This is a genomic window from Pseudomonas sp. SBT1-2, assembly GCF_028640875.1.
Lineage (GTDB): Bacteria > Pseudomonadota > Gammaproteobacteria > Pseudomonadales > Pseudomonadaceae > Aquipseudomonas > Aquipseudomonas chlororaphis_I.
Window position 1 is genome coordinate 201,229 of sequence record NZ_JAQZAA010000111.1, and the last position, 23,807, is coordinate 225,035.

Genomic DNA, 23,807 nt, shown 5'->3' on the forward strand with positions numbered 1-23,807 from the left:
GTTCAGGCCTCCTCGGCGGCGTCGCGGATGGCGGCGACGATGTTCGGATAGGCGGCGCAGCGGCACAGGTTACCGCTCATGCGCTCACGGATCTCCCCGTCGCTCAGGGCGACGGGCTGGCCCGTCAGGTCATCGGTGACATGGCTGGGCCAGCCGGCGCGCACCTCCTGCAGCATGCCGACCGCCGAGCAGATCTGCCCCGGCGTGCAATAGCCGCACTGGAAGGCATCACGGGCGATAAAGGCCGCCTGCAGGGGGTGCAGCAGGTCGCCATTGGCCAACCCCTCGATGGTGGTGATCTCGTCGCCGTCATGCATGACCGCCAGGCTCAGGCAGGCGTTGATCCGGCGGCCATTCACCAGCACCGTGCAGGCGCCGCACTGGCCGTGGTCGCAGCCCTTCTTCGAGCCGGTCATGCCCAGTTGATGGCGCAGTGCGTCGAGCAACGTGGTGCGTGGGTCGAGGTCCAGCAGCTGGTCGCTGGCGTTGATGCGCAGGGTGATCGCCTGGGATGGCAACGGGCGAACGGGTTCAGATAGCCCCGGGGCGGACTGGGGTTGGGCCCTGCCAACGCCTACCCATAACAGGCTGGCGGCGGCCCCGGCTTGCAGCAGCGCGCGGCGCGACGGACGCGGTGAGTCCAGGTCTTGCATGGTGCTCTCCTGAAATGAACGGCTGGACCCGAGTATCGCCAAGGGTGTGGCGCCGTTCTTTCAGGTATCAGGACGAGCTTGTCAGGATTCGGGAAGCCTGCTGGCGGTAGCTGCTCGGGGTGGTCCCGGTGATGCGCCTGAAGGTCGAGGTGAAGTGGCTCTGGCTGGAGAACCCCAGCTCCAGCGCCATGGCGCTGATCGGCATGCTGCCGGCCCGCAGCAGGCTTTCGGCGCGGCGCACCCGGCGCTCGATCACGTAGGCATAGGGCGCCATGCCGGTCTCGGCCTTGAAGTGACGGGCGAAGGTGTCGACAGGCATGCCAGCGATCCGCGCCAGTTCGGTCAGCGAGAGGCTGCCGTCGATGCGCGCATCGACGTAGTCGCGCAAGCGCTTGAGCAACTGCGGCCCCAGGCGCCCGTGGCCAGCGCTGGCGGTATCGCCCCGTCCCAGGCGCAGCCCCACCAGCGCCACCAGGTGCTCTATATAGCTGGCTTCCAGGACCTGCCCGCTGACCATCTCGGCGCTGAGGGCGGCGAGCAGCGAGTGGATCACCCCATCGCCGCTGTTGATGCGCATGGGCAGCTCGGCCAGTTGCGGGCAGCCTGGGAAATCCAGGGTCGTGTCGATCCAGAGGGCGGTATAGATCAGGTCGGCCTCGCGAAAATAGCCCTGGCGCTCGACGCCGGCCGGCACGAAGCTGATCGACCCGGGGCGATCGCAGCCCTGGTAATTGAGCGTGGAACTGCTGCGGATGTGAGTCTTGGCCGTGGCTCCGCGCTCGGTGAGGATCACCACGTGCTGCGGCGCCGTCCAGCTGAGCTCGGCCTCGCGGCAGGCCCAGCGGCGGTGATCGATGGTCACCAGGCCATCGAACAGCGATGCCGACTGCAATACCGCGCCCTCGGCGCCCCGCGCCCGGATGCAGCCCGCGCCGACCCGGGGCTCCAGCGACAGGTTTGCGGATTCCCTTGATACGCTCATAAGCCAGGCACCTCCCCATGGGATACAGCGAGCGGCCAGCGTACCCCAGGATCACTGGCAACTTCCAAGCGAAAAAGAAGCGACCTGGGGCAATCCCCGGCCAAACCGAACTGATTTACAATGCCGTCCCTTTGCCTGAGGCTGGCGTTTCGTGGATGCTCTGTCGCTTGTCTATAAGCACCTGATCGACTGGGTGATCGCCCCTGTTACCCAACAGTTTCTCGGCATTTTCAATCTGAACGGCCGGCTCGGGCTGTTGTTCCTGTGCGTGTCCTACGGCGTCGCCTATGGCCTGTTCCGCTTCAGGAAGCGCCGCGGCCTGAGCGACGCCCACTCGTTCTGGCACTTCATCGGCGGCAGCCGGGTGCACTTGCACCGCTCGGCGCTGCTGGATTATCGCTACTACTTCGTGCGCGCCATCCTCAAGGTCGCGCTGGTGCTGCCCATCGTCCACTTGGTCGACCCTTACATCCTGCGCTCCGGGGATTACCTGGCCTTTTTCAGCAACCTCTGGGGCGAGCGCCCGCGCCTGGGGCAGAACCTCGGGCTGTCGCTGCTCTACGGGCTGGGGGTGTTCCTGCTCAAGGACTTCATCCATTACTGGGCGCACCGGGCCTTTCACTCGCGCTGGCTGTGGGAATTCCACAAGGTCCATCATTCGGCGCCGGTGCTGGTCCCGGCGACGGCGAGCCGGGTGCACTTCGTGGAAAAGATCGTCGAGAAACTGAGCATCGGCCTGTGCCTGGGCCTCTACGCTGGTGGTTTCTGGTACGCCTGCGGTGGCGAGATCAGCCGCTACACCCTGTTCGGCGTGACCTACCTGGTGTTCATCTTCAACAGCCTGGCGGCCAACCTGCGGCACAGCCATGTCTGGCTGTCGTTCGGCCCGCGGCTCGAGCATGTGCTGAACAGCCCGGCCCAGCACCAGATCCATCACAGTGACGCGCCCCGCCACTTCAACCGCAACTTCGGCACCAACCTGTCCCTGTGGGACTGGATGTTCGGCACGCTCTACGTCACCTGCTCGACACCCGAGCCGCTGCGCTTCGGCACCGGGGAGCAGGACTCGCAACGTTACCTGACGGTCTACAGCCTGATCGTCACGCCCTTCGTCGAGACCGCCCGCAAGCTCCTGGCCAAACGCCCGCGCGGGGTGGCGCCGCAAACGCCCTATTCATAAGCCGGGGCGCCCGCTATTCCTCGAAACGACTGCTGGCATCACGATCACGCTCGTAGCGCCTGGCGAGTGGAAACGCCGGCAACCAGGACTCGCGCCGAACAGTCCAGCTTTCGTAAGTGGGCTTGAGTTGATCGGGGGCGTCCAGGGAACCCAGGTTCACTTCGACTTCATCGGCCGTGCGGGCAAACACCGACGAGCCGCAGTGCGGGCAGAAAAACCGCCCGGCGTAGTCGCGGGTTTCGCCCTCGATGGTCACCGCGTCCTCGGGGAATATCGCCGAGGCATGGAACAGCGCGCCATGGTGCTTGCGACAATCGAGGCAGTGGCACAGGCCGACCCGGTACGGGCGCCCCGCCGCCACGATCCGCACCTTGCCGCACAGGCAACCGCCGGTGAATCGTTCCATGCTGCACCTCCTCTTGGGTCAAGCATTGCGGGTGGCTGGCCAAGACCGCGTTCAGTCATGGGACGGCTGTTGCGCGGCGCCGGCCCGGCCTGGTTCTTTCGGCGCCTCACGCTGCAGCTGATTGCGCCAGACTCGATAAGCACGAATACCGGCGCGTACCGAGGAAAACAACAGTTTCTGCTCCAGCTCGCGCGCCAGGCCTGAACGCACCAGCATCCGCAGGAATGTCCCGTGCGGCCGGGCAATGCCCAGGACGATGCCGCGCGCCAGCAGGGTGTCGCGCACCTCCCTGAGGGCCACGATGCCGCTGACGTCGATCGAGGTCACCGCCTCGGCGACGAACAGCACGGCACGGGGATCGGGCTCGCGCTCGACCGCCTCCAGCAGGCGCGCCTTGAAGTAGTCGGCGTTGAAAAACAGGATCGCGTCATCGAAGCGGTACACCACCAGCCCCGCCAGCGTGCGCGCCTGCGGGTATTGGCTGATATCGACCTGGCCTTCGATCCCGCGTACCCAGCCCAGCACCGCATCGGTGGGCTGGTAGATACTTTTGAGCAGCCGCAGGATCGCCAGCAGCACCGCGACGATGATGCCCGGCAGCACCCCCACGCCAATCACCCCCAGGGTGGTCAGCACACACAGCCAGAACTCGAAACGGCTGAGCTTGCGGATAACCCGCATCGCCTGGATGTCGATCAGCCCCCAGCCCGCCATCAACAGCACCGCCCCCAGCGCCGCCTGGGGGATCCAGGCCATGGGCGCGGTGAAGAACAGCAGGATCAGGGCAATCACCAGGGCGGCGATAATCCCCACCAACTGGCTCTTGCCCCCCACCATGCTGTTGACCGCGGTGCGCGAATCGGCGCCGCTGATGGCGAAGCCACTGGAGACCCCGGCGGCGATATTGGACACGCCCAGCGCCAGGAACTCATGGTTGGCATTGACCGTGTAGCCGTTCCTGGCGGCGAAGCTGCGGGCCGTCAGCATCGCACTGCAAAAACTCACCGTGGCGATACCCAGCGCATCGCGCAGCAGGCTTTTCAGTTCGGCCTGGTTGGTCTGCGGCCAGCTCAACTGCGGCATGCCCGAAGGGATCGGACCCAGTACGGAGACGCCGTAGCTGTCCAGGCGCAGAAAGCCGACGCACAGGGTGGCGATGGCCACCGTCACCAGCGCCGCCGGCAACCTCGCAAAGCGCCGCGGCAGCCAGATCAGCAGCGCCAGGGCGCCCGCGCCGATGGCCAGGGTCGGCCAATGGGTTTCGCCAAGCCGCTGCAGCATGTTCAGCAGGCTGAGAATGAAACCCTCGCCTTCGATTTTGTAGCCCAGCACCTTGCCCAGTTGCCCGGCCAGCAGGCTCAAGCCGATGCCGTTCAGATAGCCGATCAGGATGGGCCGCGAGAAAAAACTGGCAATGAACCCCGCCCGGGCGATGCCGGCGCCGATCAGCATCAGGCCGACCAGCACCGTGACAATCACGGCCAGTTGCGCCAGACGCTCGGGATCGCCCAGCGCCAGGGGCGCGATCGCCCCGGCGACCATGGCGCAGGTGGCCGCATCCGGCCCGACCATCAACTGCCGCGAACTGCCCACCAGGGCATAGACCATCATCGGCAACACGCAGGCATACAAGCCGTACTGCGGCGGCAGCCCGACAATCTGGGCGTAGGCGATGGCAATCGGGATCTGCACGGCCGCCACCGACAACCCGGCCTGCAGGTCGAACCTGAACCATTCGCGGCGGTATTGCAGGAGATTGGCCAAGCCTGGCAGCCAACGGGCGAGCAGCATGGAGGTACCTTTGATCAGGGGCTTTGACGAGGGGTATGGCGGGCGCGAAAGCTCGTGCCCTGGATGAGAGATAAGCAGAGTCGGTTTTTCTTTGCAGGCTTTTCAACAAAATATCGGCGGATCGAGCGTCCTCTGATTCGGCAGACGCCGTGACAGACCGCGGCCGGTCCTCCGTCGCCAGCCCTCCCCCCAAACGACAGCACGGCTGGCAACCAATGTCCTCCCGCGGTATTGGCCCGGTAGTCGCCAGCCAATTCAGCCAATGCTCACCCTGGCCGGGTGCAAACCCGGTTCCCCTTTTCCAGGTGACCACCGCGTTAACGAGGTCAGGCCCGATGGATGCACCGCCAGGCTCTGCTCGCTACTGCTTGCTGTTCCTGGGGTCGTCCGCCGGGTTGAGGTAGGTGATCCCCCAGGGGCCCGTGCCGTGGAGCTGGAGCACGGTTTCCTGTTTTTGAGTGGCGGCGTACATCGGTGTACCGACGGGAATGATCAGGGTGTCGCCCGGGTGATAGGCCTTGGCCTTGGCCGCGTCGAAGGTGTCGCCGGTGGCGAAGTAGAAGGTGCCCGAGATCACGGTGACACGTTCGGTCACAGGGTGGGTATGCACCCCGACTTTCGTGTTGGCCGGCAGCATCAGGCGCATGGTGAAGGGCTCTGGCTTTTTCAGGTCGCCTTCGATCACCGAAATCATCACCCCGGGCCCTACCGAGGGCGCGGGTGTCCATTTCAGTTCGGCGGGGGTGGCGGCAATCAACCCTGTGCCCTCGGCCAGAGCGGCAGAGGCCAGGAAGGCCGCGCCGAGCAGGGCCAGTGAAACAGCGACAGCTTTGTGGGCGCTCATCGTGATGTCCTCGCGTTTGAGAGCGGTGGGTGAATCGCAGCGGCCAACAGAGCATCAACGCAAAAGCACAGCGGCTGCGCGATCGAGTCATATAGGGTGACGATAGCCGAACGCCGATGCGCGGATATATCCATTGCGAACAGCCTTGATAGCGCACGGGTATTGCCGCACAGGCAACCGCCGGCCAATCGGCCGAGGTCCGTCGACCTGGCAAACAAGCCAAATTGCCATGTGTTTCCTTCGTTCTTTCATACGTCGCAGTTCTCACTGCCCGTTCCCCCATGCCTGGAGTTCCCCCCGATGCCTTCGCCCCGTCCCCTGCCCTCTGCCTTGCTGGGCCTGGCCCTTGTCTGTCCGGCCCTGGCCGAAGCCCAGGGCCTGGAGCTGGGACAAGTGCTGATCGGCGCCGAGGAGCGCAGCGGCGAAGACGCATCGATCGAGGAAGCCAAGGCGCGGCTGGCCCAGGTGCCCGGCGGCAGCAATGTGGTGGACCTGCGCCGTCCGCTGCAGGGCCGCGTGGCCAGCAACCAGGATGTGCTGGCGTACCAGCCGGGGGTCTATGCCCAGTCCGCGGGCAACGAGGGGGTGAAGATCTCGATCCGCGGCTCGGGCATCAATCGCGCGCCGGGCGCCCATGCCTCGGGGCTGTACACGATGCTCGACGGCCTGCCGCTGACCGGCCCCGGCGGCACGCCCTATGAGTTGCTGGAGCCGCTGTGGCTCGACCGCGTGGAAGTGCTGCGCGGCGCCAACGGCTTCGACCGCGGCGCCCTGGCCCTGGGCGGCGCCATCGACTACATCAGCCACACCGGCTACGACGCCCCAAAGTTGCAGGTGCGCTACGCCACCGGCAGCCACGGTTATCAGCAGCGCCAGGTCAGCTCCGGGCAGGTGCTGGGCGACTTCGACTACTACCTGTCCATGACCGACGCGCGCTCCGATGGCTATCAGGACCACAGCGCCAGCGAGAGTCAGGGGGTGATCGCCAACTTCGGTTATCGCTTCAACCCGAACCTGGAAACCCGCTTCTACATCCGCCACCGCCAGACCGACAACGACCTCGCCGGGCGGGTCACCAAGCGTTCCATCGAGCACGACCCACGGGCGGCCAACCCGGCCTACGTGACGCGCAACGACAGCCGCGACCAGCCGGGCAGCACCTTTATCGGCAACAAGACCACCTGGTACATCGACGACGATTCGAGCCTCCAGACCGGCCTGGTCTACCACGACTACCCCATGGACCTGCGCGAGGGCCCCAACCGCCTCAAGGTGGCCTACACCGACGTCAGCGGCACCTTCGATTACAAGCGCCGCGATACCCTCTGGGGCCTGGAAAGCCACAGCACCCTGGGCCTGCGGGTGACCAAGCATCTGCCCAACTCAGGCGCCAGCGAGCTGGTGCGCATTCCCAGCGGCAACACCGCCAGCTATGCACCGGGCACCCATATGCGCAACTTCACCTACCAGGGCTCGGACAGCGTCCTGCATGTCGGCAATGACCTGGAGATCGCCGACGACCTGTGGCTGACCACCGGCCTGGCCGCCATCTACACCCGCCGCGAAAGCGCCGTGACCTACCCCGAAGGCGGCGGCAAGACCAGCCTCGGCGACTGGGACTACGCGTCGCGCCTGGGCCTGCGCTACCAGCTGACCCCCGACCTGCAACTGTTCGGCAACCTCAGCCGCTCGGTCGAGGCGCCACACCCCTGGTCGCTGATCTACAGCTCCAACCTTCGCTTCCCGGCCGGCAGCGGCGCCGCCACCGGCACCCAGCGCGACTCGATCAAACTGCAAAACCAGACCGCCACCACCCTGGAACTCGGCGGCCGTGGCGACAGCGCCCTGGGCCAATGGAGCCTGGCCTGGTACTACGCCCAGGTGCACCACGAACTGCTCTCTGTACTGCCGGATGCCAACGCCACCACGCCTTACGAACTCAACGCCAGCCCCACGGTGCACCAGGGCGTGGAAGCCAGCCTGCAGAGCAAGCTGTGGTCGCGGGGCGACGGCGGCCAGTTGAGCCTGCGCCAGAGCTACACCTTCAGCGACTTCCACTACCGCGACGACGAGCGCTTCGGCGACAACCGCCTGCCGGGCCTGCCGATGCACTACTACCAGGGCGAACTGCGCTACGACTGGCCCCTGGGTTTCTTCGCTGCGCTCAACACGCAACTGGTGTCCAAGGTGGCGGTGGACTACGCCAACAGCTACTACGCCGATCCCTACGCGCTGTTCGGCGCCACCCTGGGCTACAACGCGCCCAAGGGCGACTGGCAGACCTGGCTCGACCTGCGCAACCTGACCGACAAGCACTACGCCGCCACCGTCACCCCGGGCTACGACGACAAGGGAATGGACGCGGCGCGATCCACTCCGGGGGAAGGCATGGCGATGTATGTCGGGGTGTCGTGGAGTCTGCGTTAAGGGCCAGCAGTGGACACGCGATCCCGCGCGTCGGGCAGCATGAAGCCCTGCCGATATCGATCAGCTCTCAGGGGAAAGGATGGGCTCGGGGCTGGCTTCAGCAGCCAGCTTCAATCGGTCGGCCTTGCTGATGTACTTGGGCTTGCTGCGCGGTGCCAGCTTGGCACTGGCCTTTTTCGCGTGAGCCTTCAATAGCTGGTTGATTTTTTTACGACGGTTCATGTTCTTCTGCTCAGCCGGTAAGTGTTCGAATGATATCAGCTAAGGATATCGGGCCAGACTCCCGTGGTGCGCACTGAGTGCATGACCTTGGAGCCCCTGGGCTCCCATCAGCAATAACTTTTTGTAAGTGCTATTCGAAATCACCTTGCGCCGGCCGACCAAACCGCCGGTGATAGCGCCCGCAACCATAAGCTCGCCTGGGTGGCTATTGAAGTGCCCGATCAGGCCAGATGCGTGACTACTTCAGGATAAACAGGTCCCCTTCCACACTCAGATCACCCTGTTTACGACGCGGCGCGACAGCGTCGTAAACGATTAGCAGACCTTCCCCAGCCTCCTCACCCACGTCAAACAGACACATACCCTCGGCATGATCGTCGCCTTGCCCGAAAGGCACCTCCAGCACCCTCTCCAATTGCTCCGAAAAGACCACAAGCTCCTCATCGGATGCGAAGCCGCCACGCCAACGGAACACCGTTACCGGTCCGTCCAGGTCCATGGTCGGCCCCGCCAGAATCAACAGATCGTCGCCGCTGACGCACAGGTCTCGCACCCCCAGGCCATTGAGCGCGAAGAAGTGCTTGCGGTAGCGGCGCCCCTGCGGCCCGATCTTCTTGAGCACCAACGTCTCGGTGGAGTCACCATTGAGTTCAGGCTCGATCTCCAGCAGCACGGCCCATCCGCGCAGGACCGGCCCACGCAACCCCAACAACAGCCGCGAGCCAATGACCGCCATCCCTTCGATATCGAAACCGTTGTCTTTACCCGGGATGGGCAGGAAGTCCCGTAACTGATCGTCTTTGGCAATTTCCCAGGTCAGGTCGTTGCCAAGCGCGTTGCCACGCAGCTGCGCCGCCGTACGTCCATCGGCATCCACCTCCCTGGCAAGGCCATAGCTGTCGCTCTGCCGTACTACCGGAATGCGGGCCAACAAAAAGCGATTGCCGTCTGCCTCTACCGTCGATAGCCGCTTGATGTTCTTTTGCGCAGGCTTGTCGGGCTCGGCCTTCTTGCGCTTGAGGCTATGGGAGCCCACCACCCAGAGGTAACCATCGTCATAGGCCAACCCCTCGATATCGATCTCGGCGTCTGGCTCCGGTATGGGCAGGTCCAGGTATTCCATGAGCGAGAACGATTGGTGCTCAGCGCAGATCACGGCGCCGCCTGGTGCAGCGCCCTGGATTTTCAGACGCTCCAGGCTGGTGGCTTCATCGTTGGCCACCCACAGTGTGTCGCCAATCCGCTGAGCGACCGAAAGGCCATCGCGCAACGCTGCAAACGCCGGGGCAAAGCTCAGTATCACCACATTGATTCGCTCGCTCATGAGCACTCTCCTGCCAGACGGGGTGAAGCGAACAGGCTGTTGTCGAGGCTAGTGGCTACCCAACGACAAGCAAGGTTACTGTCTAGCACGTTTTTTCACAGGCGATAGAGCGGTGGCGCATAACATGAGAGAAGGCCTGGCCGCACGTGAAAAGGCGCGCTTTGGCGATCGCACCGCACCCGGTGGCGATATGCATGACATACACGTGGTCTTTCGCGAATGGGCTTCGCAATATGACAACCCGGATTTCTCCGGACGCACAGGGCGCGACACGAGGCGTGGATAGCGGAGCAAACAGCGCAGGTTTTGCGCGTTGACGGGGCGAGTATTGTTGAAGATATGGCCGCGCACCCCCTTCACTCCGTGATGCGATCATGTTGCTTCGGGTCGTTTACAGACCTTCGCATCAAGCTGCAATCGGCCCAAGAACTGCCACTCGCCTTCAAGACGAGGACAGAAAGTTCAACCCCAACCTGCTGATCGAAGACCTGACAAAACAGGTGAACAACCCAATCGACACTGTGACCGGGCATCTCGGCAATCAATGACTATGCTTTGACCTAATGTGCAAACCGCTCCGACCGGTAATCCATAGCGCTGTTCTACCAGCCAACACCAGAAAAACAGGCCCATGAAACCGATGCCCTCCCTTGCCGTTGTTGCCCTTGCCTCAATCATGGCCGCTATCGGCTTTACGGCCCATGCAGCCGAGGTGCCGTTGGGTAGCCGTTCCCTGGAAGGTCACATCATTACGCGGGTGCTGGCCGTTGATCCGGTGAATCGTCAGGTCACCATAGAAGACACCAACAAAAGCCCGGTATCCATCCAGCTCACGGAAAAAGCCAAGGCCCTGGGCAACCTGAAGGTCGGCGACAAGGTCGATATCCACGTTGTTCGCTCAGTCGCCTATGTGCTCGACACGAATGTCGAAGCTGCACCAGGGGTTAGCGACGAATCAATGACTATCCGTGCCACACAGGACAATCCTGACCCAGGTGGCGAGGCGGTTCGCAAGGTCAAGGTCACGTCAAAGATCACTCGCATTGACTTGGAAAAGCATGAAGTGACCTTGCTACCTCCGGAGGGCGAACTGACCGTCCTGAAGGTCGAGGACCCACAGCTTCAGGCCCGAATGAAGACGCTCCAGGTGGGTCAGACGATCAACGCCATTTACACCGAGGTAATGAAAGTCAAAACCTCGCGCTGATATGGCTGACAAGCAGAGACCTTGATGAAGGCTACTCCGGACGCTTGGATATGACAGAACTATTGAATGCTATAGCGCTGGGATTACTGGCCTTGCTACCCCTGATCAATCCGCCTACAACAGTGGCTTTATTTATTGCCCTGAGCAAAGGCCTTAGCCAAAAAGAAAAAAACAAACAGGCGCTTTCGACTTCGCTTTATGTCTTTCTCATCATGGCACTTACCTATTACGTAGGTGAGTTTGTTATGGACGCTTTTAACATTTCCATTCCGGGCTTGCGCATGGCAGGCGGTGGCATTCTCATAATAATGGGCTTGAAGATGCTCTTCCCGCAGCCAGTCCATGTTTCTCCTGTCGTCAACAGCGCAAAGGAACAGGCCAGTTTTGCCTTCATTCCGCTGGCCATGCCCAGTACTGCCGGGCCAGGAACGATCGCGATGATTATCAGCTCCTCCGCGACCATTAAACACAGCACGTTATTTCCAACCTGGGTTCTATTAACCGCGCCTCCATTAATCTTCTTGTTTACTTCCATTATTCTCTGGATCTGCTTACGCAGTTCAGGCCCCATAATGAAACTAACAGGGGAGTCAGGCATTGATGCAATATCACGTTTGATGGGTTTTCTACTCGTATGTATGGGGGCTCAGTTCGCCATAAATGGGTCGATAGAAATAGTACAAACCATCATTGACAATAATTTTCATTTACCCCGCCCTCAATAATTCAATCTCCACGCTGCGGGAGGCTAAAGCATGGGTGTCTGCTACCCTTTAGCGGAGTCATCGAGGTCGGCCGTTCTCACTCCCTGACATTGATCCAGTCCTCTCAAGCCTGCCTGACCACATGAGGTGGGGCGATGCGCATTTCATTACTTTACGCGGTGTCAGCTGTACTGGTTCTAAGTGGGTTTTCTTGCCTGGCGCAAACCCAGAATGCGCCTGCAAACGCTGCGGCTACAGCGCCCCTGACGGCACCGGCCAAAGATGTCGTGTTCACCCAAGAGCAGCTGGATCAGATGCTGGCTCCCATTGCGCTATACCCGGATCCACTGTTGGCACAGGTATTGATGGCCAGTACCTACCCCGGGGAAATCGCCGAGGCGGTCACCTGGTCCAAAGCGCATCCGGGCGCCAAGGGCGATGATGCGGTCAAACAAGTGTCGAGCCAGACCTGGGACCCGAGCGTACAGGCGCTGGTTGCCTTCCCACAGGTCCTGGCAACGCTGGGACAAGACCCGGTCTGGGTACAGCGTCTGGGCGATGCCTTTCTGGCGCAACCCGACGATGTCATGGACGGCGTGCAACGCCTGCGGCATCAGGCGCAAGCAGCAGGCAACCTGCAGAGCAACCAATATCAGAACGTGACGGTTCAGGCTGCACCGGCAGCCCCTGCCCAAGCCCCTGCCAACAGCTCCACTACCATCGTCATCGAGCCTGCCGACCCGCAAGTGGTCTACGTCCCCACGTACAATCCGACCACTACCTATGGCACCTGGGCCTACCCTGCTTCGCCGCCCGTCTACTATCCACCGCCCCCCGCCTATTACCCCGGATCGGCCTTGATGGCCGGGCTGGCGTTCGGGACCGGCGTGGCGATCGTCGCCTCGCTGTGGGGCGACTGTGACTGGGACAACAACGACATCGACATCGACGTCGACCGCTACAACAACATCAATCGCAACACCCAGATCAACAGGAACCAGAACAAGTGGCAGCACAACTCCCTTCATCGCGATGGCGTTCCCTATCGAGACAGCAGGAGCCGTGAACAGTACGGTCGACAACTGGACGGTGCCAATCAGCGTGAGGCCTTTCGAGGGGATAATGCCCAACGCGCCCAGGCGCGTGAAAAAGCCCGCAGTTCAATGGACAGGCACGGTATCGAACGACCGGCCACCACTAACCTCCAGGCCCGTGATCAAGCGCGCAGAGCGCAGGTCGATAATCGCATGCAAGCCGGGGCAGACAGACCGAGAGCCTCTGACAGGAACCAAGGTACTGACAGAAACATCCGGGAAAATCAGCAGCCCAGACAACAGAACGCTCAGACGAATCAGCGCCGCCAGGAATTCTCCCAAGCGCGCCAGGGAACGCCAAAACGCCCGACCGCCAGCCCCGGCAGTGCACGCAATAATGCTTTTGCCGGCGCGCGCTCGCCGTCCCAATCGAACGCCCAGGCCCTCCGTGGCCGAACCAGCCAGGCATCCGCCACGCGCCCCAGTGCTGCGCGATCCGCCGGCCATCAGATCAGCAGGCCGTCCAGTGCTCCCATGCGACAAAGAGGGGGGGGCCGGCGTTGAACACACTTCCTCGAGTGAAAGCATTCATGAGCTCGCTCCCTCGCATCCTGATGATCAGCGCCAGCCTGGCATGGTCATGCACGGCTACGGCACAGCAGGCATTTCCAACCCCGGAGCAGGCCGCTCAGGCGTTCGTCGAAGCCCTGGGCACACAACACGCCGATCAGGCACGCCTGATGCAGCTGCTGGGTGAAGACTGGCGCAGTTTCATCCCGCGAGGTGGCGTCCAGCGCAGTGACGTGGATGCGTTTTTGAAGCTCTACCGCGAGCGACACTCCATCGAAAAAACCAGTGACCGCAACGCTGTCCTGTCGGTCGGCAGTGACCACTGGACACTGCCGATACCCCTGGTAAAAGCCGAAAAGGGTTGGCGCTTCGACATCAAGGCTGGTAGCGCCGAAATCCGTATGCGGCGAATCGGCAGCAACGAACTGGCCGCGGTGCAATCGGTGCTGACCTATCACGACGCCCAGATGGACTATGCATCAGTGGATCATGACGGTGACGGCGCCCTCGAATATGCGCAGAAAATCTTCAGCACTCCCGGCAAGCACGACGGACTCTATTGGGCGGATGACGATAGCGGTCAACTCAGCCCCTTGGGGCCGCTGTTCGGCAATGCCATCGCCGATGAAGATTGGCATGGCTACCACTTCCGCATCCTCGCGGGACAAGGTCCCTCGGCACCGGGTGGCGCCTACAGCTACCTCATCGGTGACAAGATGAGCCGTGGCTTTGCCCTCATCGCCTGGCCGGCGAAATACGAGGACACCGGGGTGATGAGTTTCATGATCAGCCATGAGGGCCAAGTGTTCGAGAAAGACCTGGGACCCGAGGGTTATAAATTGGCGCAGTCGATGAAGCGCTTCGATCCCGATGACAGCTGGCAGGAGGTCACCCTGGATCAGAAGCCGTAACAGTTGCCTGGCTTCAATCACCCGTCAGCGGATCGTAGAGGGCATGCTTCGCCTCTCATTTCAACAGGCGGTAATCGGCTGTGGATTCAACCGGTCGAAGAGACGGATGCTTTGCTGCCCAAGCGGATGAGTTCATTGGAGAAACACAGGCCGACGATGATCAGTGCCGCGCCCGCGTACAGGCTTTCGCGCGGCACTTCATTGAGCACCACAAACGCCAGCAGCGCGGCGAACAGTGGCTCGGTCAGCTCCAGCGCTTGCACTTGGGATGGCTTGAGATACTCGATGGCCTTGGTGGTGCAGAAGAAGCCCAGGATTGTCGGCAGCGTGGCCAGCGCCAGCAGTGCGGCGATCACCAGCGGCGACAACTCGCCCATCGCGAAACCGTCGGCCGCCGCCGGCATCAGCAGGTACAGGCTGCCAAAGAACAACAATTGTCGAGTGAAGTGCAGCCCCCCCGACACCCCCATACGCTTCATGGCAACCGAAAAGGCCCCATAGCCGCAGCCGGCCATGGAGGCGAGCGCAGCACCTTGCAGGGTAAAGCCCTGCTGCAGGTCGCCGCCGAAGATCACCGAGATCCCAGCGATAGCCAGTGCGGCGCCAACGGTAGCGTTCGCGGTGATGGCATCCTTGAGGAAAATGCGCCCCAGAATGATCGAGGAAATTGAGGCACTGGCCATTAGCACCACCACCACACCTGCCGCAGCGTAGTGTTGATAGGCGGACGTTTCGAAATAGAACAGCACAAAGATGCCAAGGAATGCGCAGATAGCCGCCTGAGTCCATTGGGTCGACGCCGCCGGGCGCTTGAGGAAAAACAGCAGGATCGAGAGAAGCACGCAACCCAGTAGGGTCTTGATGACAGCGACACTGCTGGCGGTGAAACCATTACTCATGACTACTTTGCTGAGTACACCGATCGTTGCGTTCAGTGCCGCAGCGGAGAGTGCAAATATGACGCCTTTGCTGAAAGTGGATTGCATTGATGACGATCCCTGTCGCTGAATGGTCGTTCGATAGAATGCCGCCCTACATCGACGGCGCAAAGTTTGAGGATACGAAGATCCCACCAACACTTACCTTAGGAAAGTCCATTTAATCGGGACTAACGACTTTGTCGCCCCCAAGGAAGAAGTCAAAGGGCCTGGCCCTTGGCTAGGCAATATGAGTTGACGAACGTTGCAGTGTGCTGCAAGGACTGGCGTATATCCGGTTTGGCTATTCCATGCCTGTTGGCAAATTGCTCGACCGCCGCTGTATCAAAACGAGTGGTCTGGATAAAGTCCAAGGCCTCGGGTTTTGTATTCAAAAGCCGCGCGACGGGGGGAATACTCAATAGCCACTTCAGCAAGCGGAGTGGAATGTAATGCTTGGGAGCCTTTAAGCCCAAAGGTTGTGCCGCCTGTACCAGGAGTTCTCGCAAGTTGGGAGTCTGGTCATCAAGCGCCAGCAGTTCCTGGCCCGCCATGGCAGGATCAAAAGCACAGACCGCCACCAGCTCAACCAGGTAATCCACGGTGACCAGTGGCAGCCAGTGCTCGGCGGTACCGGGCACTGCGGCCAGCTTTCCCTGCACAAGGTTGCGGATCAGCTCCACCAGCGGCTGACCGTCAAGGATATGCCCCGTGCGGCTGTGGCCACAGACCGTCGCGGGGTGGACAACGGTAATCTCCCCGCCCTTGGCGGACATGACCTCCAGGGTCGCAAAATGCGCCTCCAGCTTGCTCCCCTCGTAACCACCGACCTGTCGGTAGACGGCAGGCCAATTCGTCAGCTCCGGATAATGCGGATCAATTCCGATGCGTTGCAGATGTTCATGATTTTTCAGCATGTAGCCGCCGATCATCACCAGCCGGCTTTTTTGCTCAGCCGCCAACCGCGCCACGCGCTTTGCCCCTTCCACATTCACCGCACGAGAATGCTCCACTGAAAGCCCCCATGCGAAGTGGGCGCCCAGGTGGAATATGACCCTGGCGTGCCTTAGCACTTCCCGGTCAGCAAGACTCAGCCCGAGGTTGTCCCGTTCCAGATCGCCAGCTACGGCAAATACCCGGGTTGCGCACCCTCCCAAATTGTCGACTTGCTCCCGCAGTGCAGCTAGTCGCTCCGGGCGACGCATCAACACCCGAATGGTGTGACCTTTTGCACTCAGGTACGCCACCAGATGTTGACCGATGAAGCCGGTACCCCCCGTGACAAAGCACTCCACGCTCATTTCCCTGTTCCTTGTTTAAGGTGAGAAATCAAGCGTAAACTATCGACCCAACTCTACAGTCAAGCGGTGTTTTCATGAAAATCGGCGAACTCGAGGCCCGCAGCGGCGCCAGCCGCCATACGCTGCGTTACTACGAGCAAATCGGCCTGATCTCACCGCTGCGGCAAACTAACAACTATCGCGTTTACACAGAGCAGACTCTGCAGGATCTGGACTTTATCCAGCGTGCGCAAAGCATGGGGTTTGCCCTGGGGGAAATAGGCGAGATTCTGGATGCGCAGCGGAACAAGCTGATCGATTGTGCTGACGGCGCCAAGCTGATTGAAAAGAAGATGGCAGAAATCAAACAGAAAATCGCCAACCTCCAAGGCATTTATCGGTATCTGGATGAAGAGCGTGCAAACCTCGAAGCCAGTGCTGCCAGGCAACTTGAACTTCAGCAGCTGAACAACTCTTCCAACTGAACTTCCAGTTTCAAGCATCCACTGTCTCTACGAATTTCAGGTCAACTCAGAGCCCCCCGACTCCTACTACCCTGGACCGCGCTCAAGCCAGCAACTCGCTGATCCACCGGGTCTGCCGGGCGATGTCCTGGACTTTCTCCTCGGGTACGGCCTGCCGTGCCCGGGCGAAGTGGGCCAGGGTCTTCTGTTTCAGGCGCAGCATGCGTTGCCACTTGGCCAGGAAGGCCGGGCTGCGGGCCTGTAGCTGCAGCGGGCCGAAGTACAGTTCCTCGGCGGTGTAGCTCACCGGCCCGGCGCGCTCGGCGACGATGATTTCGTAGAAAAAGCGGTTTTCCCGCAGCACTTCCTCGCAGAGGATGCGGTAGCCATGCTCCATCAGCCATTGGCGCAGGGGTTGCTCGCCGCCGTTGGGTTGCAGGATCAGGCGTTCGTCACCATTCAGGCGCGCCTTGCCGCTGTCGAGGATGTCGCGAATGGTCTCGCCGCCCATGCCGCAAATGCTGATCGCCGTGATCCCGTCTTCCGGCTCGATCGCCGCCAGGCCGTTGGCCAGGCGCACGCTGATGGCCGAGTCCAGAGCATTTTCACGCACGCTGCGTTGGGCCGCATGGAACGGCGTCAACGCCACCTCGCCGGCCACCGCCGCGGCGATAAGGCCACGGCGCAGCAACGCCACCGGCAGGTAACCGTGATCCGAGCCGATATCGGCCAGGCGCGCACCCGCTGGCACATGCGCCGCCACGCGCTCCAGGCGCATGGACAATGTCTGTTGGTTCAACTGCCGCCCCTTTTCACCACGAACGTCCGGCGCCTGTGGCCGGATCGGGGCGCGATTCTGTCGGGCAATGCCGCGCATTTCAAATTTATGCGACCAGGGCCAGGGTTCGCGCCGTCCTGCCGGGCACCGCCCGCTAGCCGCCTCAGTCGTCGAAGCCGTAAAGGACCGCCGGGTTATCCGCCAGGATGCGCCGGCGCCAGGTGCCGTCCGTGGCCCAGTGGGACAGCAGGTCGAGCATGGCGCTGTCGCTCGGCCTCGGGTCGCGCCCCGGGTGCGGCCAGTTGCTTGCCCACAGGCAACGTTCCGGGTGGCTGTTGATCAGCGTCTGGGCCAGTACGCCGACATCCTCGTACAGCGGCGCGCCGACCCGGGAGGTTTCGTAAGGCGCGGAAAGCTTGACCCAGGTATTGCCGCCGTCCAGCAAGCGCAACAGGGTCTTGAAGGCAGCATGGCCAACGGGGACCGGCTCGAGGAACTTGCCCACATGGTCGATGCTCAGCCGGCTCGGCAACGCCAGCAGACGCTCCTGATAATCAGGCAGGTCGCGGCCGTCGAGTTGCAGATTGATCACCCAGCCGAGTTCGGCAATACGCCAGGAAATCCTTTCCAGCGCGTCCCAGGGCAGCACCCCGCCCGCCCCCGGCACCATCATGAAACGCACGCCGCGCACGCCTTGCTGATGCAGGCGGGACAGTTCGCTCCAGCGCGTTTCGGCCTTGATCACGGCGATGCCCCGCGCTGCCTGGCCGGCCTGGACCAGCGCATCCAGCAGGCAGGCATTGTCAAAGCCGTACCCCACTGGCTGGACCAGCACCGCGCGCTGCAGGCCCAGTTGCCGTTGCACCCGCGCGTAGTCGCTCCAGGTCGCGGTCGGGACCGGCGATGGCGCCGCAAAGCGCGCGGGGTCGTACACGTGCACGTGGCAGTCGGTGGCGTGGCTGGGCAAGGTCATAGTCGCGGGTACTCCTGATTAGTGGGATTGCAGCCGGAATACATCCCGGGCGCGGTCTGCGCGCGCCAGGTTCACCGCCCCCTGCGGAACTCGTCCTGCGAGCAGGGCCTGGACCTGGCGCACGGTGTCCATGGCCTGATGCTCGCTGGCTTCGGGTGTCAGCCCACCGATGTGCGGGCTGGCAATGACCTTGGGATGGGCGGCCAGCAGCGGCCCGGGCATCTGGTCTGGCGCGCGCCCGACATCCAGCGCACAGCCGCCGATCAGCCCCTGCTCCAGCGCCTCGAGCAGGGCATCGTCGTCCACCAGTTCCCCGCGCGAGGCGTTGATGAAGAACGCGCCGGGGCGCATCGCGCGAAAGGCCTCGCGCCCGAACAGGTTGTAGGTCCGCTCGACCGCCGGCGCGAGGCAGACCACGTAGTCGGCGCCGCCGACGGCCTGCTCGAACGACACCTGTTCGATGCCGGGCTCATCGACCCGGGCATTCGGGTCATTGACCCACACGCGCATCTGCAGCAGCCGAGCAATGTCGGCCAGGCATTTGCCAATGAAGCCGTAACCGATGATCCCCAGCGTCGCCCCGCGCAACTCCCGCCCCATGAGCACCTGCGGCGCCCTGCCCTGCCAGTAGTCGGCGGCCGCGCGGCTGATGCCCCGCGCCAGGTCGATCATCACGCCGATCACCCATTCGCTCACCGAGCGGTCGAACCCCGGCGTCGCATGGGTGACCAGCACACCGTGACGGCTGGCGGCTTCAACATCGATGTTGCGGATGTCCACCGCCACCCGGCAGATCGCCGCAAGCTGTGGCAGGCGTTCGAACAGTTCGGCGGGCGCGGCCGCCTCGCGGCTGGCGACAATGATCGAGCAGCCCTGTGCCCGATCGACCAGTTGCTCCAGCGACAGCGGATCGGGCGAGTCGTTGAGCCGGACATTGCCCAGGGCCTGAAGCTGCCTGAGCGGCTGCTCGGCGTAGTAATTGGCGCGCACGCCGGGGGCATGGGTCAGGAAGATCTCAGTCATGGTCACGCTCGCTTGTCGGCGCCGGGCCGGGCCACCGAATGTCGGGAAATCAGCATTGGCTGGAACACCAGATTGACGGCGGGCAGCTGTGGGTCGCGGGAACGCTCGACCGCGCGCTGGACCATGATGTCGGCCATCTCGGTCAGCGGCATGGCCACCGACGTCAGGCTGGGGTTGCTGAACGCGGCAATGGACAGGCCGTCCATGCCGACCACCGAGATGTCCTCGGGCACCCGCAGCCCCGCCTGGATGAGCCCGGACATCAGGCCCATGGCGAGCATGTCGTTGACGGTGACGACACCGGTCGGCCTGGGCGTCATCGCCGCCAGATCGGCCGCCATGGCGAATCCCAGGTCGGCAAGCTCCGAATCGCCGAACGTCTCGAGCACCGGGCCTTCGATGACGGTGGCGCTGACCTGCGCGCCCTCCTGCGCGGCGCGCTCGCGAAAGCCCTCGATCTTCGCCGTACGGCTGATGGTCTTGCCGCTGGGCACCAGAAACGCCAGGCGCCGATGACCGTGTTCGATCAAGTGCGCGGCGGCGATATAGCCCGCCTGGAAGTTATCCGGCGACACATGGTCCACCCGCGAGTCGCCGTCCTCGGTGGTTTGCCGGTCGTAACTGACGACCGTCAGCCCACGCTGTACCGCGGCCTCCAGGTGACGCTCGTCGTCCTGGGACGAGACCACGATCACCGAACGCACGCCGAACGACAGCAGGTCATCGAACATCCCGGCCTCCTGCTGCTTGTCGCGATGGGTGTTGCCCAGCAGCAGCCGGTAGGAAAACTGCGCCCGGGCGGCGGCCTCGATCTTCAGGGCGATCTGCCCGTACATCGGGTTGGCGGTGGACGGAACCAGCAGGCCGAGCATCGGCGTATGGCCAGTCTTGAGCTGCCGCGCCACCCGGTTGGGCTGGTAGCCGAGCTTGAGAATCGCCGCTTCGACGCGAGCGAAGGTGTCGGCGCTGAGCTTGTCGGTGCGCTGGTTGAGCACATTGGACACAGAGCTGACCGAAACCCCCGCCAGAGCGGCCACATCGTGAATCGTTGTCATGTTTTGCATTAACCCATATTGAAAGTGCGCGGCAGCCACAGGGAAATCGATGGCACCAGGACAATCAGAATCAGCATCGCCGCCAGCAGGCAGAGGTATTTGACCATCCGCCGGGAAACCTCCTCGACCCGCGTGCCGGTCATCGCGCAGGTGGCGAACAGCCCCAGGCCGAACGGCGGCGAGAACAACCCCAGGCCCATGGCGATCACCGCGACAGTGCCGAAGTGAAAAGGACTGACGCCCACCTGCACCGCGATCGGCACCAGCAGCGGGCCGAAGATGATCAGCGCCGGCGCGCCTTCGAGCACCGCGCCGAACACCACCATGATGATCACCGAGGTGATCATAAACGCCACGGGGCCATAGTCATGCGCCAAGGCCAGCATGAAGTCGGAAATGATCGACGGAATCTGCAGGATCGTCAGGGCGAACGCCAGGCTGGAGGCGGCGGCGATGATGAACAGGATACCCGCGGCCATCGAGGCCGAGCGCACGAACAGCCTGGCGATGCCTTTGAACGTCAGCTCGCGGAAAGTCAGCCCGCCCACCAGTAGCGCGTAGACCACCGCGAACGCCGACACCTCGGTGGAGGTGGCCACGCCGGAGGTCACGCCCTTGCCGATCATCGTCACCATGATCAGCGCCACCAGCGCACCCCCCAGCAGACGCACGACCGGCCGGCGCGAGGGGAAGGCCAGGGCGGGGTCGACCTTGCGTCCGAAGATCACCGCCAGGGTCGCCAGGCCCAGGGCGAGCATCGCCGCCGGCACGATGCCGGCGAGGAACAGGCCGCCGATCGAAATGTTCGCGACGAAGCCCATGATGATCATGTTGATGCACGGCGGGATGGTTTCCGCCATCACCCCGGAGGCCGCCAGGACCGCCGCGGTCTCCGCCGGGTCCTGTCGGGTGCGGCGCACGGCGGGCACGACGATCCCGCCTACCGCGGCGATATCCGCCAGCTTCGAACCCGACACGCCGGAGAAAAATGCCGTGGCCAGGATAGCGATCAGGTTCATCGAGCCCCGTACCCGGCCGAAGAGCCGCACCAGCAGTTCGATCAGGCGCGAGGACATGCCGTTGGCTTCCATCAGCAGCCCCGCCAGCACGAAAAACGGAATCGCCAGCAACACGAAGTGATCCATCCCGGCCATGACCTGCTGCGAGTAGATCACCATCGGCAGCGACGGATCGCCGATGAAGTACAGCAAGGCGCACAGGGCCAGGACGAAGGCAATCGGTACCCCCGCCAGCAGGCCGCCGAAGAAGCCGCCGACCAGCAGCCCCCAGGGTTGCAGGGCGTAAGCCTCGACCAGGGTGTTCCAGGCATACACCGAGCCGCCGACCAGCAGGCAGCCGAGCAAGGTCAGCCAGGTGACGGCAGTGGCGCCGTTGACGGCATTGGCAATGCCCACCGCCGTCATCAGCAGCGCGCCGACGAAGACCGGCAGCACATTCAGCCACTGCGGCAAGCCCATCGGAGTCACGACGTTGACCGAGTCTTCCAGCAACAGCCAGGACGAGAACACCAGCCCCGCCGCCGTGCCCGCGACCAACCAGCCCCCGGTCTGCTGCGCGGCCTGCTGCCAGCCGGCGGGCAACAGCGCGCGGAAGAAGTCCACCTGTACATGTTGCTTGCGGGCCAGCACCGTAGCGCCGCCGAGAAACACCAGCATGACCATCAGGCCACGGGCAACTTCCTCGGCCCAGTCCACCGGGTGATGCACGAAGTAGCGCAGGATCACCGAGACGAACACCACCGCCACGTCCAATGCCAGCACCACCGCGCACAGGCGTTCGACCCACCGACACAGCAGCGCCAGCAGGCTGCCACTGCCCGGTGTTGTGGCAAAGCCCCAGTCGTCGGCCATGGCGGCCGCTGCGTGGGTGTGCCCGGGATGTTCCTCTACCACTTGATCCGCGACAGCGAGAGCGTCGGATGAACTCATGGTGTCTGTCTCCTCTTGTTATGGGGGCTGGCCTGGATCACGCCCTGGCCGCGTCGATAAGCCCCAGCACCGAAGCCATGGATGGCGTGGTCCGGGTGAATGGCAGCCAGAGCTTGTCGCGCATGAGGGTACGGACGCTGGCACGCTCGGCGTCATCCATGGGGAAGAAGGTCATGCCGCCCTTGCCCAGCGCGGCGATGGCTTCGGCGCCTTTGATCGCGGCCGCCCGGCGCTGGGACACGCTGGCCTCCCGGGCAGCCGCCATGAACACCGGTTGCAGGTCGGCGGGAATCTTCGCCAGCCCGCGCTTGCCGATCACGGCAATGCAAGGGCTGAACAAATGGTCGGTCTGCCAGCAGTGGCTCACCACTTCGGCGAGCTTGTTGGCCAGTACGCTGGCGGCATCGTGTTCGAAGCCTTCCACCACCCCCGTCTGGATGGCGGTGTAGACCTCATTGAAGGCAATGGGGGTCGGGATCGCGCCCAGCAGCTTGAAGGTTTCGATGAACGCCTGGGTCGGCAGGACCCGCAGCTTGGTATTCCTGATGCTCTCGAGATCCTTGATCGGCGGCTTGGTATAGACGCTGCGCGCGCTGAAATGCGCCCCCCAGCCCACGACCGAGCAACCGGTGCGCTCGCGCAGCAGCCCGTTGTAGATCTCGCCGACGCCGCCATCCACGGAGCGGGCGACATGCTCGTAGCTGTCGAACAGGAACCCCAGGTCCAGCAGCGCCAGTTCCGGCAGGGCCGTGGCCCAGATCGAACTCCCGGAGACCATCAGGTCGATCGACCCCAGGCGCACCTGTTGCACCACATCGGCCTCTTTGCCGAGTTGGCCGTTGGGGAAAAAATCGATACGGATGCGGTCGCCCACGGACTGTTTCAGGTTCTCGGCCAGGCGTTGGTAGAACAGGTAGTGCGCCGAGTTCTCGTCCGCCGTCATGGTCGAGGACAAGCGCAATACCGAAGGGGCGGCACGGGCGATGGAAGGCAGGGCCAGTGCGCCGGCACTGAGGGCGGCACACTGCACGAAGCGACGTCGGGTCAGAGGCATGAGGCTGTTCTCTTTTGTTGTTGTTTTGCGACATTTTCACGAGCTTAGTAAAACGTTTT

General features: G+C 62.9%; 22 protein-coding genes and 1 pseudogene. 8 read left to right on the forward strand and 15 right to left on the reverse strand.

The window, feature by feature from the left end:
- Positions 1 to 2 precede the first annotated feature (2 nt).
- Both PVZ78_RS26405 and PVZ78_RS26410 read right to left on the reverse strand, forming a co-directional pair.
- Complete coding sequence (locus PVZ78_RS26405) at positions 3 to 653, reverse strand: aldehyde dehydrogenase iron-sulfur subunit (protein WP_009048603.1); 651 nt, start codon at positions 651 to 653, stop codon at positions 3 to 5.
- Between the two features lie 67 nt (positions 654 to 720).
- Positions 721 to 1,635 carry a helix-turn-helix domain-containing protein gene (locus tag PVZ78_RS26410; RefSeq protein WP_101282311.1) on the reverse strand — a complete coding sequence of 305 codons (915 nt, stop codon included), beginning with the start codon at positions 1,633 to 1,635 and terminating at the stop codon, positions 721 to 723.
- A 151-nt stretch (positions 1,636 to 1,786) separates the two neighbouring features.
- Between PVZ78_RS26410 and PVZ78_RS26415 the strand changes: the two genes are divergently transcribed.
- The gene (locus PVZ78_RS26415) at positions 1,787 to 2,815 is read left to right on the forward strand and encodes a sterol desaturase family protein (RefSeq protein WP_053268851.1); all 1,029 of its coding nucleotides are present in this window, start codon (positions 1,787 to 1,789) and stop codon (positions 2,813 to 2,815) included.
- A 13-nt stretch (positions 2,816 to 2,828) separates the two neighbouring features.
- On the opposite strand, the gene PVZ78_RS26420 is transcribed toward PVZ78_RS26415, so the two are convergent.
- The 3 genes from PVZ78_RS26420 to PVZ78_RS26430 all read right to left on the reverse strand — a co-directional run bounded on the left by PVZ78_RS26420 (position 2,829) and on the right by PVZ78_RS26430 (position 5,856).
- The gene (locus PVZ78_RS26420) at positions 2,829 to 3,221 is read right to left on the reverse strand and encodes a GFA family protein (RefSeq protein WP_028682371.1); all 393 of its coding nucleotides are present in this window, start codon (positions 3,219 to 3,221) and stop codon (positions 2,829 to 2,831) included.
- A 51-nt stretch (positions 3,222 to 3,272) separates the two neighbouring features.
- Positions 3,273 to 5,012: a SulP family inorganic anion transporter gene (locus PVZ78_RS26425; RefSeq protein WP_273829542.1), complete on the reverse strand. Its 1,740-nt coding sequence runs from the start codon at positions 5,010 to 5,012 to the stop codon at positions 3,273 to 3,275.
- 361 nt (positions 5,013 to 5,373) lie between these two features.
- Positions 5,374 to 5,856, reverse strand: a complete 483-nt coding sequence (locus PVZ78_RS26430) for a cupin domain-containing protein (protein WP_016704557.1) — start codon at positions 5,854 to 5,856, stop codon at positions 5,374 to 5,376.
- Between the two features lie 300 nt (positions 5,857 to 6,156).
- On the opposite strand from PVZ78_RS26430, the gene PVZ78_RS26435 reads away from it, so the two are divergent.
- On the forward strand, positions 6,157 to 8,283 hold the full coding sequence (locus PVZ78_RS26435; protein ID WP_273829543.1) for a TonB-dependent receptor family protein: 2,127 nt from the start codon (positions 6,157 to 6,159) through the stop codon (positions 8,281 to 8,283).
- Between the two features lie 60 nt (positions 8,284 to 8,343).
- Here PVZ78_RS26435 and PVZ78_RS26440 read toward each other — a convergent pair whose 3' ends face one another.
- Positions 8,344 to 8,505 (reverse strand): DUF2986 domain-containing protein, encoded by a 162-nt coding sequence (locus PVZ78_RS26440; RefSeq protein WP_097303132.1) that lies wholly within the window; start codon positions 8,503 to 8,505, stop codon positions 8,344 to 8,346.
- Between the two features lie 238 nt (positions 8,506 to 8,743).
- Entirely contained in the window at positions 8,744 to 9,829 is a 1,086-nt protein-coding gene (locus PVZ78_RS26445) for a DUF3616 domain-containing protein (RefSeq protein ID WP_273829544.1), read from the reverse strand.
- 130 nt (positions 9,830 to 9,959) lie between these two features.
- Between PVZ78_RS26445 and PVZ78_RS26450 the strand changes: the two are divergent.
- From PVZ78_RS26450 to PVZ78_RS26470, 5 genes and pseudogenes are all read left to right on the forward strand, one after another.
- Positions 9,960 to 10,195 (forward strand): annotated as a pseudogene (locus tag PVZ78_RS26450) (adenylate kinase); the annotation flags it as partial.
- 265 nt (positions 10,196 to 10,460) lie between these two features.
- Positions 10,461 to 11,036: a hypothetical protein gene (locus PVZ78_RS26455; protein ID WP_273829545.1), complete on the forward strand. Its 576-nt coding sequence runs from the start codon at positions 10,461 to 10,463 to the stop codon at positions 11,034 to 11,036.
- Between the two features lie 50 nt (positions 11,037 to 11,086).
- A complete protein-coding gene (locus PVZ78_RS26460) occupies positions 11,087 to 11,761 on the forward strand; it encodes a MarC family NAAT transporter (RefSeq protein WP_038631927.1) in 675 nt (224 codons plus the stop codon).
- 134 nt (positions 11,762 to 11,895) lie between these two features.
- Positions 11,896 to 13,338: a DUF3300 domain-containing protein gene (locus tag PVZ78_RS26465; protein ID WP_124340033.1), complete on the forward strand. Its 1,443-nt coding sequence runs from the start codon at positions 11,896 to 11,898 to the stop codon at positions 13,336 to 13,338.
- A 26-nt stretch (positions 13,339 to 13,364) separates the two neighbouring features.
- On the forward strand, positions 13,365 to 14,255 hold the full coding sequence (locus PVZ78_RS26470; RefSeq protein ID WP_273829546.1) for a DUF2950 domain-containing protein: 891 nt from the start codon (positions 13,365 to 13,367) through the stop codon (positions 14,253 to 14,255).
- Positions 14,256 to 14,341: 86 nt separating this feature from the next.
- Here PVZ78_RS26470 and PVZ78_RS26475 read toward each other — a convergent pair whose 3' ends face one another.
- Both PVZ78_RS26475 and PVZ78_RS26480 read right to left on the reverse strand, forming a co-directional pair.
- Positions 14,342 to 15,241, reverse strand: coding sequence for a DMT family transporter (locus PVZ78_RS26475; protein WP_101282305.1), 900 nt, complete (start codon positions 15,239 to 15,241; stop codon positions 14,342 to 14,344).
- Positions 15,242 to 15,393: 152 nt separating this feature from the next.
- Positions 15,394 to 16,473: an SDR family oxidoreductase gene (locus PVZ78_RS26480; protein WP_273829547.1), complete on the reverse strand. Its 1,080-nt coding sequence runs from the start codon at positions 16,471 to 16,473 to the stop codon at positions 15,394 to 15,396.
- 74 nt (positions 16,474 to 16,547) lie between these two features.
- On the opposite strand from PVZ78_RS26480, the gene PVZ78_RS26485 reads away from it, so the two are divergent.
- Positions 16,548 to 16,937 carry a MerR family transcriptional regulator gene (locus PVZ78_RS26485; RefSeq protein WP_273829548.1) on the forward strand — a complete coding sequence of 130 codons (390 nt, stop codon included), beginning with the start codon at positions 16,548 to 16,550 and terminating at the stop codon, positions 16,935 to 16,937.
- A gap of 82 nt (positions 16,938 to 17,019) precedes the next feature.
- Here the strand turns inward: PVZ78_RS26485 and PVZ78_RS26490 are convergent, their stop codons facing one another.
- From PVZ78_RS26490 to PVZ78_RS26515, 6 genes are all read right to left on the reverse strand, one after another.
- On the reverse strand, positions 17,020 to 17,715 hold the full coding sequence (locus PVZ78_RS26490) for a tRNA (adenine(22)-N(1))-methyltransferase TrmK (protein WP_124301454.1): 696 nt from the start codon (positions 17,713 to 17,715) through the stop codon (positions 17,020 to 17,022).
- A gap of 142 nt (positions 17,716 to 17,857) precedes the next feature.
- Positions 17,858 to 18,667, reverse strand: coding sequence for an amidohydrolase family protein (locus PVZ78_RS26495; RefSeq protein ID WP_016704546.1), 810 nt, complete (start codon positions 18,665 to 18,667; stop codon positions 17,858 to 17,860).
- Between the two features lie 18 nt (positions 18,668 to 18,685).
- Entirely contained in the window at positions 18,686 to 19,690 is a 1,005-nt protein-coding gene (locus tag PVZ78_RS26500; RefSeq protein ID WP_124354919.1) for an NAD(P)-dependent oxidoreductase, read from the reverse strand.
- Positions 19,691 to 19,692: 2 nt separating this feature from the next.
- A complete protein-coding gene (locus PVZ78_RS26505) occupies positions 19,693 to 20,745 on the reverse strand; it encodes a LacI family DNA-binding transcriptional regulator (protein WP_037005878.1) in 1,053 nt (350 codons plus the stop codon).
- An 8-nt stretch (positions 20,746 to 20,753) separates the two neighbouring features.
- Positions 20,754 to 22,694: a TRAP transporter large permease gene (locus PVZ78_RS26510; RefSeq protein ID WP_273829549.1), complete on the reverse strand. Its 1,941-nt coding sequence runs from the start codon at positions 22,692 to 22,694 to the stop codon at positions 20,754 to 20,756.
- Between the two features lie 37 nt (positions 22,695 to 22,731).
- Positions 22,732 to 23,748, reverse strand: coding sequence for a TRAP transporter substrate-binding protein (locus PVZ78_RS26515; protein ID WP_273829550.1), 1,017 nt, complete (start codon positions 23,746 to 23,748; stop codon positions 22,732 to 22,734).
- Positions 23,749 to 23,807 lie beyond the last annotated feature (59 nt).

Bases quoted from the DNA above. Each gene is read 5' to 3' on its own strand.
- PVZ78_RS26425 (WP_273829542.1), bottom strand. From the start codon at position 5,012: ATGCTGCTCGCCCGTTGGCTGCCAGGCTTGGCCAATCTCCTGCAATAC.
- PVZ78_RS26420 (WP_028682371.1), bottom strand. From the start codon at position 3,221: ATGGAACGATTCACCGGCGGTTGCCTGTGCGGCAAGGTGCGGATCGTG.
- PVZ78_RS26495 (WP_016704546.1), bottom strand. From the start codon at position 18,667: ATGACCTTGCCCAGCCACGCCACCGACTGCCACGTGCACGTGTACGAC.
- PVZ78_RS26435 (WP_273829543.1), top strand. From the start codon at position 6,157: ATGCCTTCGCCCCGTCCCCTGCCCTCTGCCTTGCTGGGCCTGGCCCTT.
- PVZ78_RS26510 (WP_273829549.1), bottom strand. From the start codon at position 22,694: ATGAGTTCATCCGACGCTCTCGCTGTCGCGGATCAAGTGGTAGAGGAA.
- PVZ78_RS26470 (WP_273829546.1), top strand. From the start codon at position 13,365: ATGAGCTCGCTCCCTCGCATCCTGATGATCAGCGCCAGCCTGGCATGG.
- PVZ78_RS26430 (WP_016704557.1), bottom strand. From the start codon at position 5,856: ATGAGCGCCCACAAAGCTGTCGCTGTTTCACTGGCCCTGCTCGGCGCG.
- PVZ78_RS26405 (WP_009048603.1), bottom strand. From the start codon at position 653: ATGCAAGACCTGGACTCACCGCGTCCGTCGCGCCGCGCGCTGCTGCAA.
- PVZ78_RS26505 (WP_037005878.1), bottom strand. From the start codon at position 20,745: ATGACAACGATTCACGATGTGGCCGCTCTGGCGGGGGTTTCGGTCAGC.
- PVZ78_RS26480 (WP_273829547.1), bottom strand. From the start codon at position 16,473: ATGAGCGTGGAGTGCTTTGTCACGGGGGGTACCGGCTTCATCGGTCAA.
- PVZ78_RS26440 (WP_097303132.1), bottom strand. From the start codon at position 8,505: ATGAACCGTCGTAAAAAAATCAACCAGCTATTGAAGGCTCACGCGAAA.
- PVZ78_RS26500 (WP_124354919.1), bottom strand. From the start codon at position 19,690: ATGACTGAGATCTTCCTGACCCATGCCCCCGGCGTGCGCGCCAATTAC.
- PVZ78_RS26465 (WP_124340033.1), top strand. From the start codon at position 11,896: ATGCGCATTTCATTACTTTACGCGGTGTCAGCTGTACTGGTTCTAAGT.
- PVZ78_RS26475 (WP_101282305.1), bottom strand. From the start codon at position 15,241: ATGCAATCCACTTTCAGCAAAGGCGTCATATTTGCACTCTCCGCTGCG.
- PVZ78_RS26455 (WP_273829545.1), top strand. From the start codon at position 10,461: ATGAAACCGATGCCCTCCCTTGCCGTTGTTGCCCTTGCCTCAATCATG.
- PVZ78_RS26485 (WP_273829548.1), top strand. From the start codon at position 16,548: ATGAAAATCGGCGAACTCGAGGCCCGCAGCGGCGCCAGCCGCCATACG.
- PVZ78_RS26515 (WP_273829550.1), bottom strand. From the start codon at position 23,748: ATGCCTCTGACCCGACGTCGCTTCGTGCAGTGTGCCGCCCTCAGTGCC.
- PVZ78_RS26410 (WP_101282311.1), bottom strand. From the start codon at position 1,635: ATGAGCGTATCAAGGGAATCCGCAAACCTGTCGCTGGAGCCCCGGGTC.
- PVZ78_RS26460 (WP_038631927.1), top strand. From the start codon at position 11,087: ATGACAGAACTATTGAATGCTATAGCGCTGGGATTACTGGCCTTGCTA.
- PVZ78_RS26445 (WP_273829544.1), bottom strand. From the start codon at position 9,829: ATGAGCGAGCGAATCAATGTGGTGATACTGAGCTTTGCCCCGGCGTTT.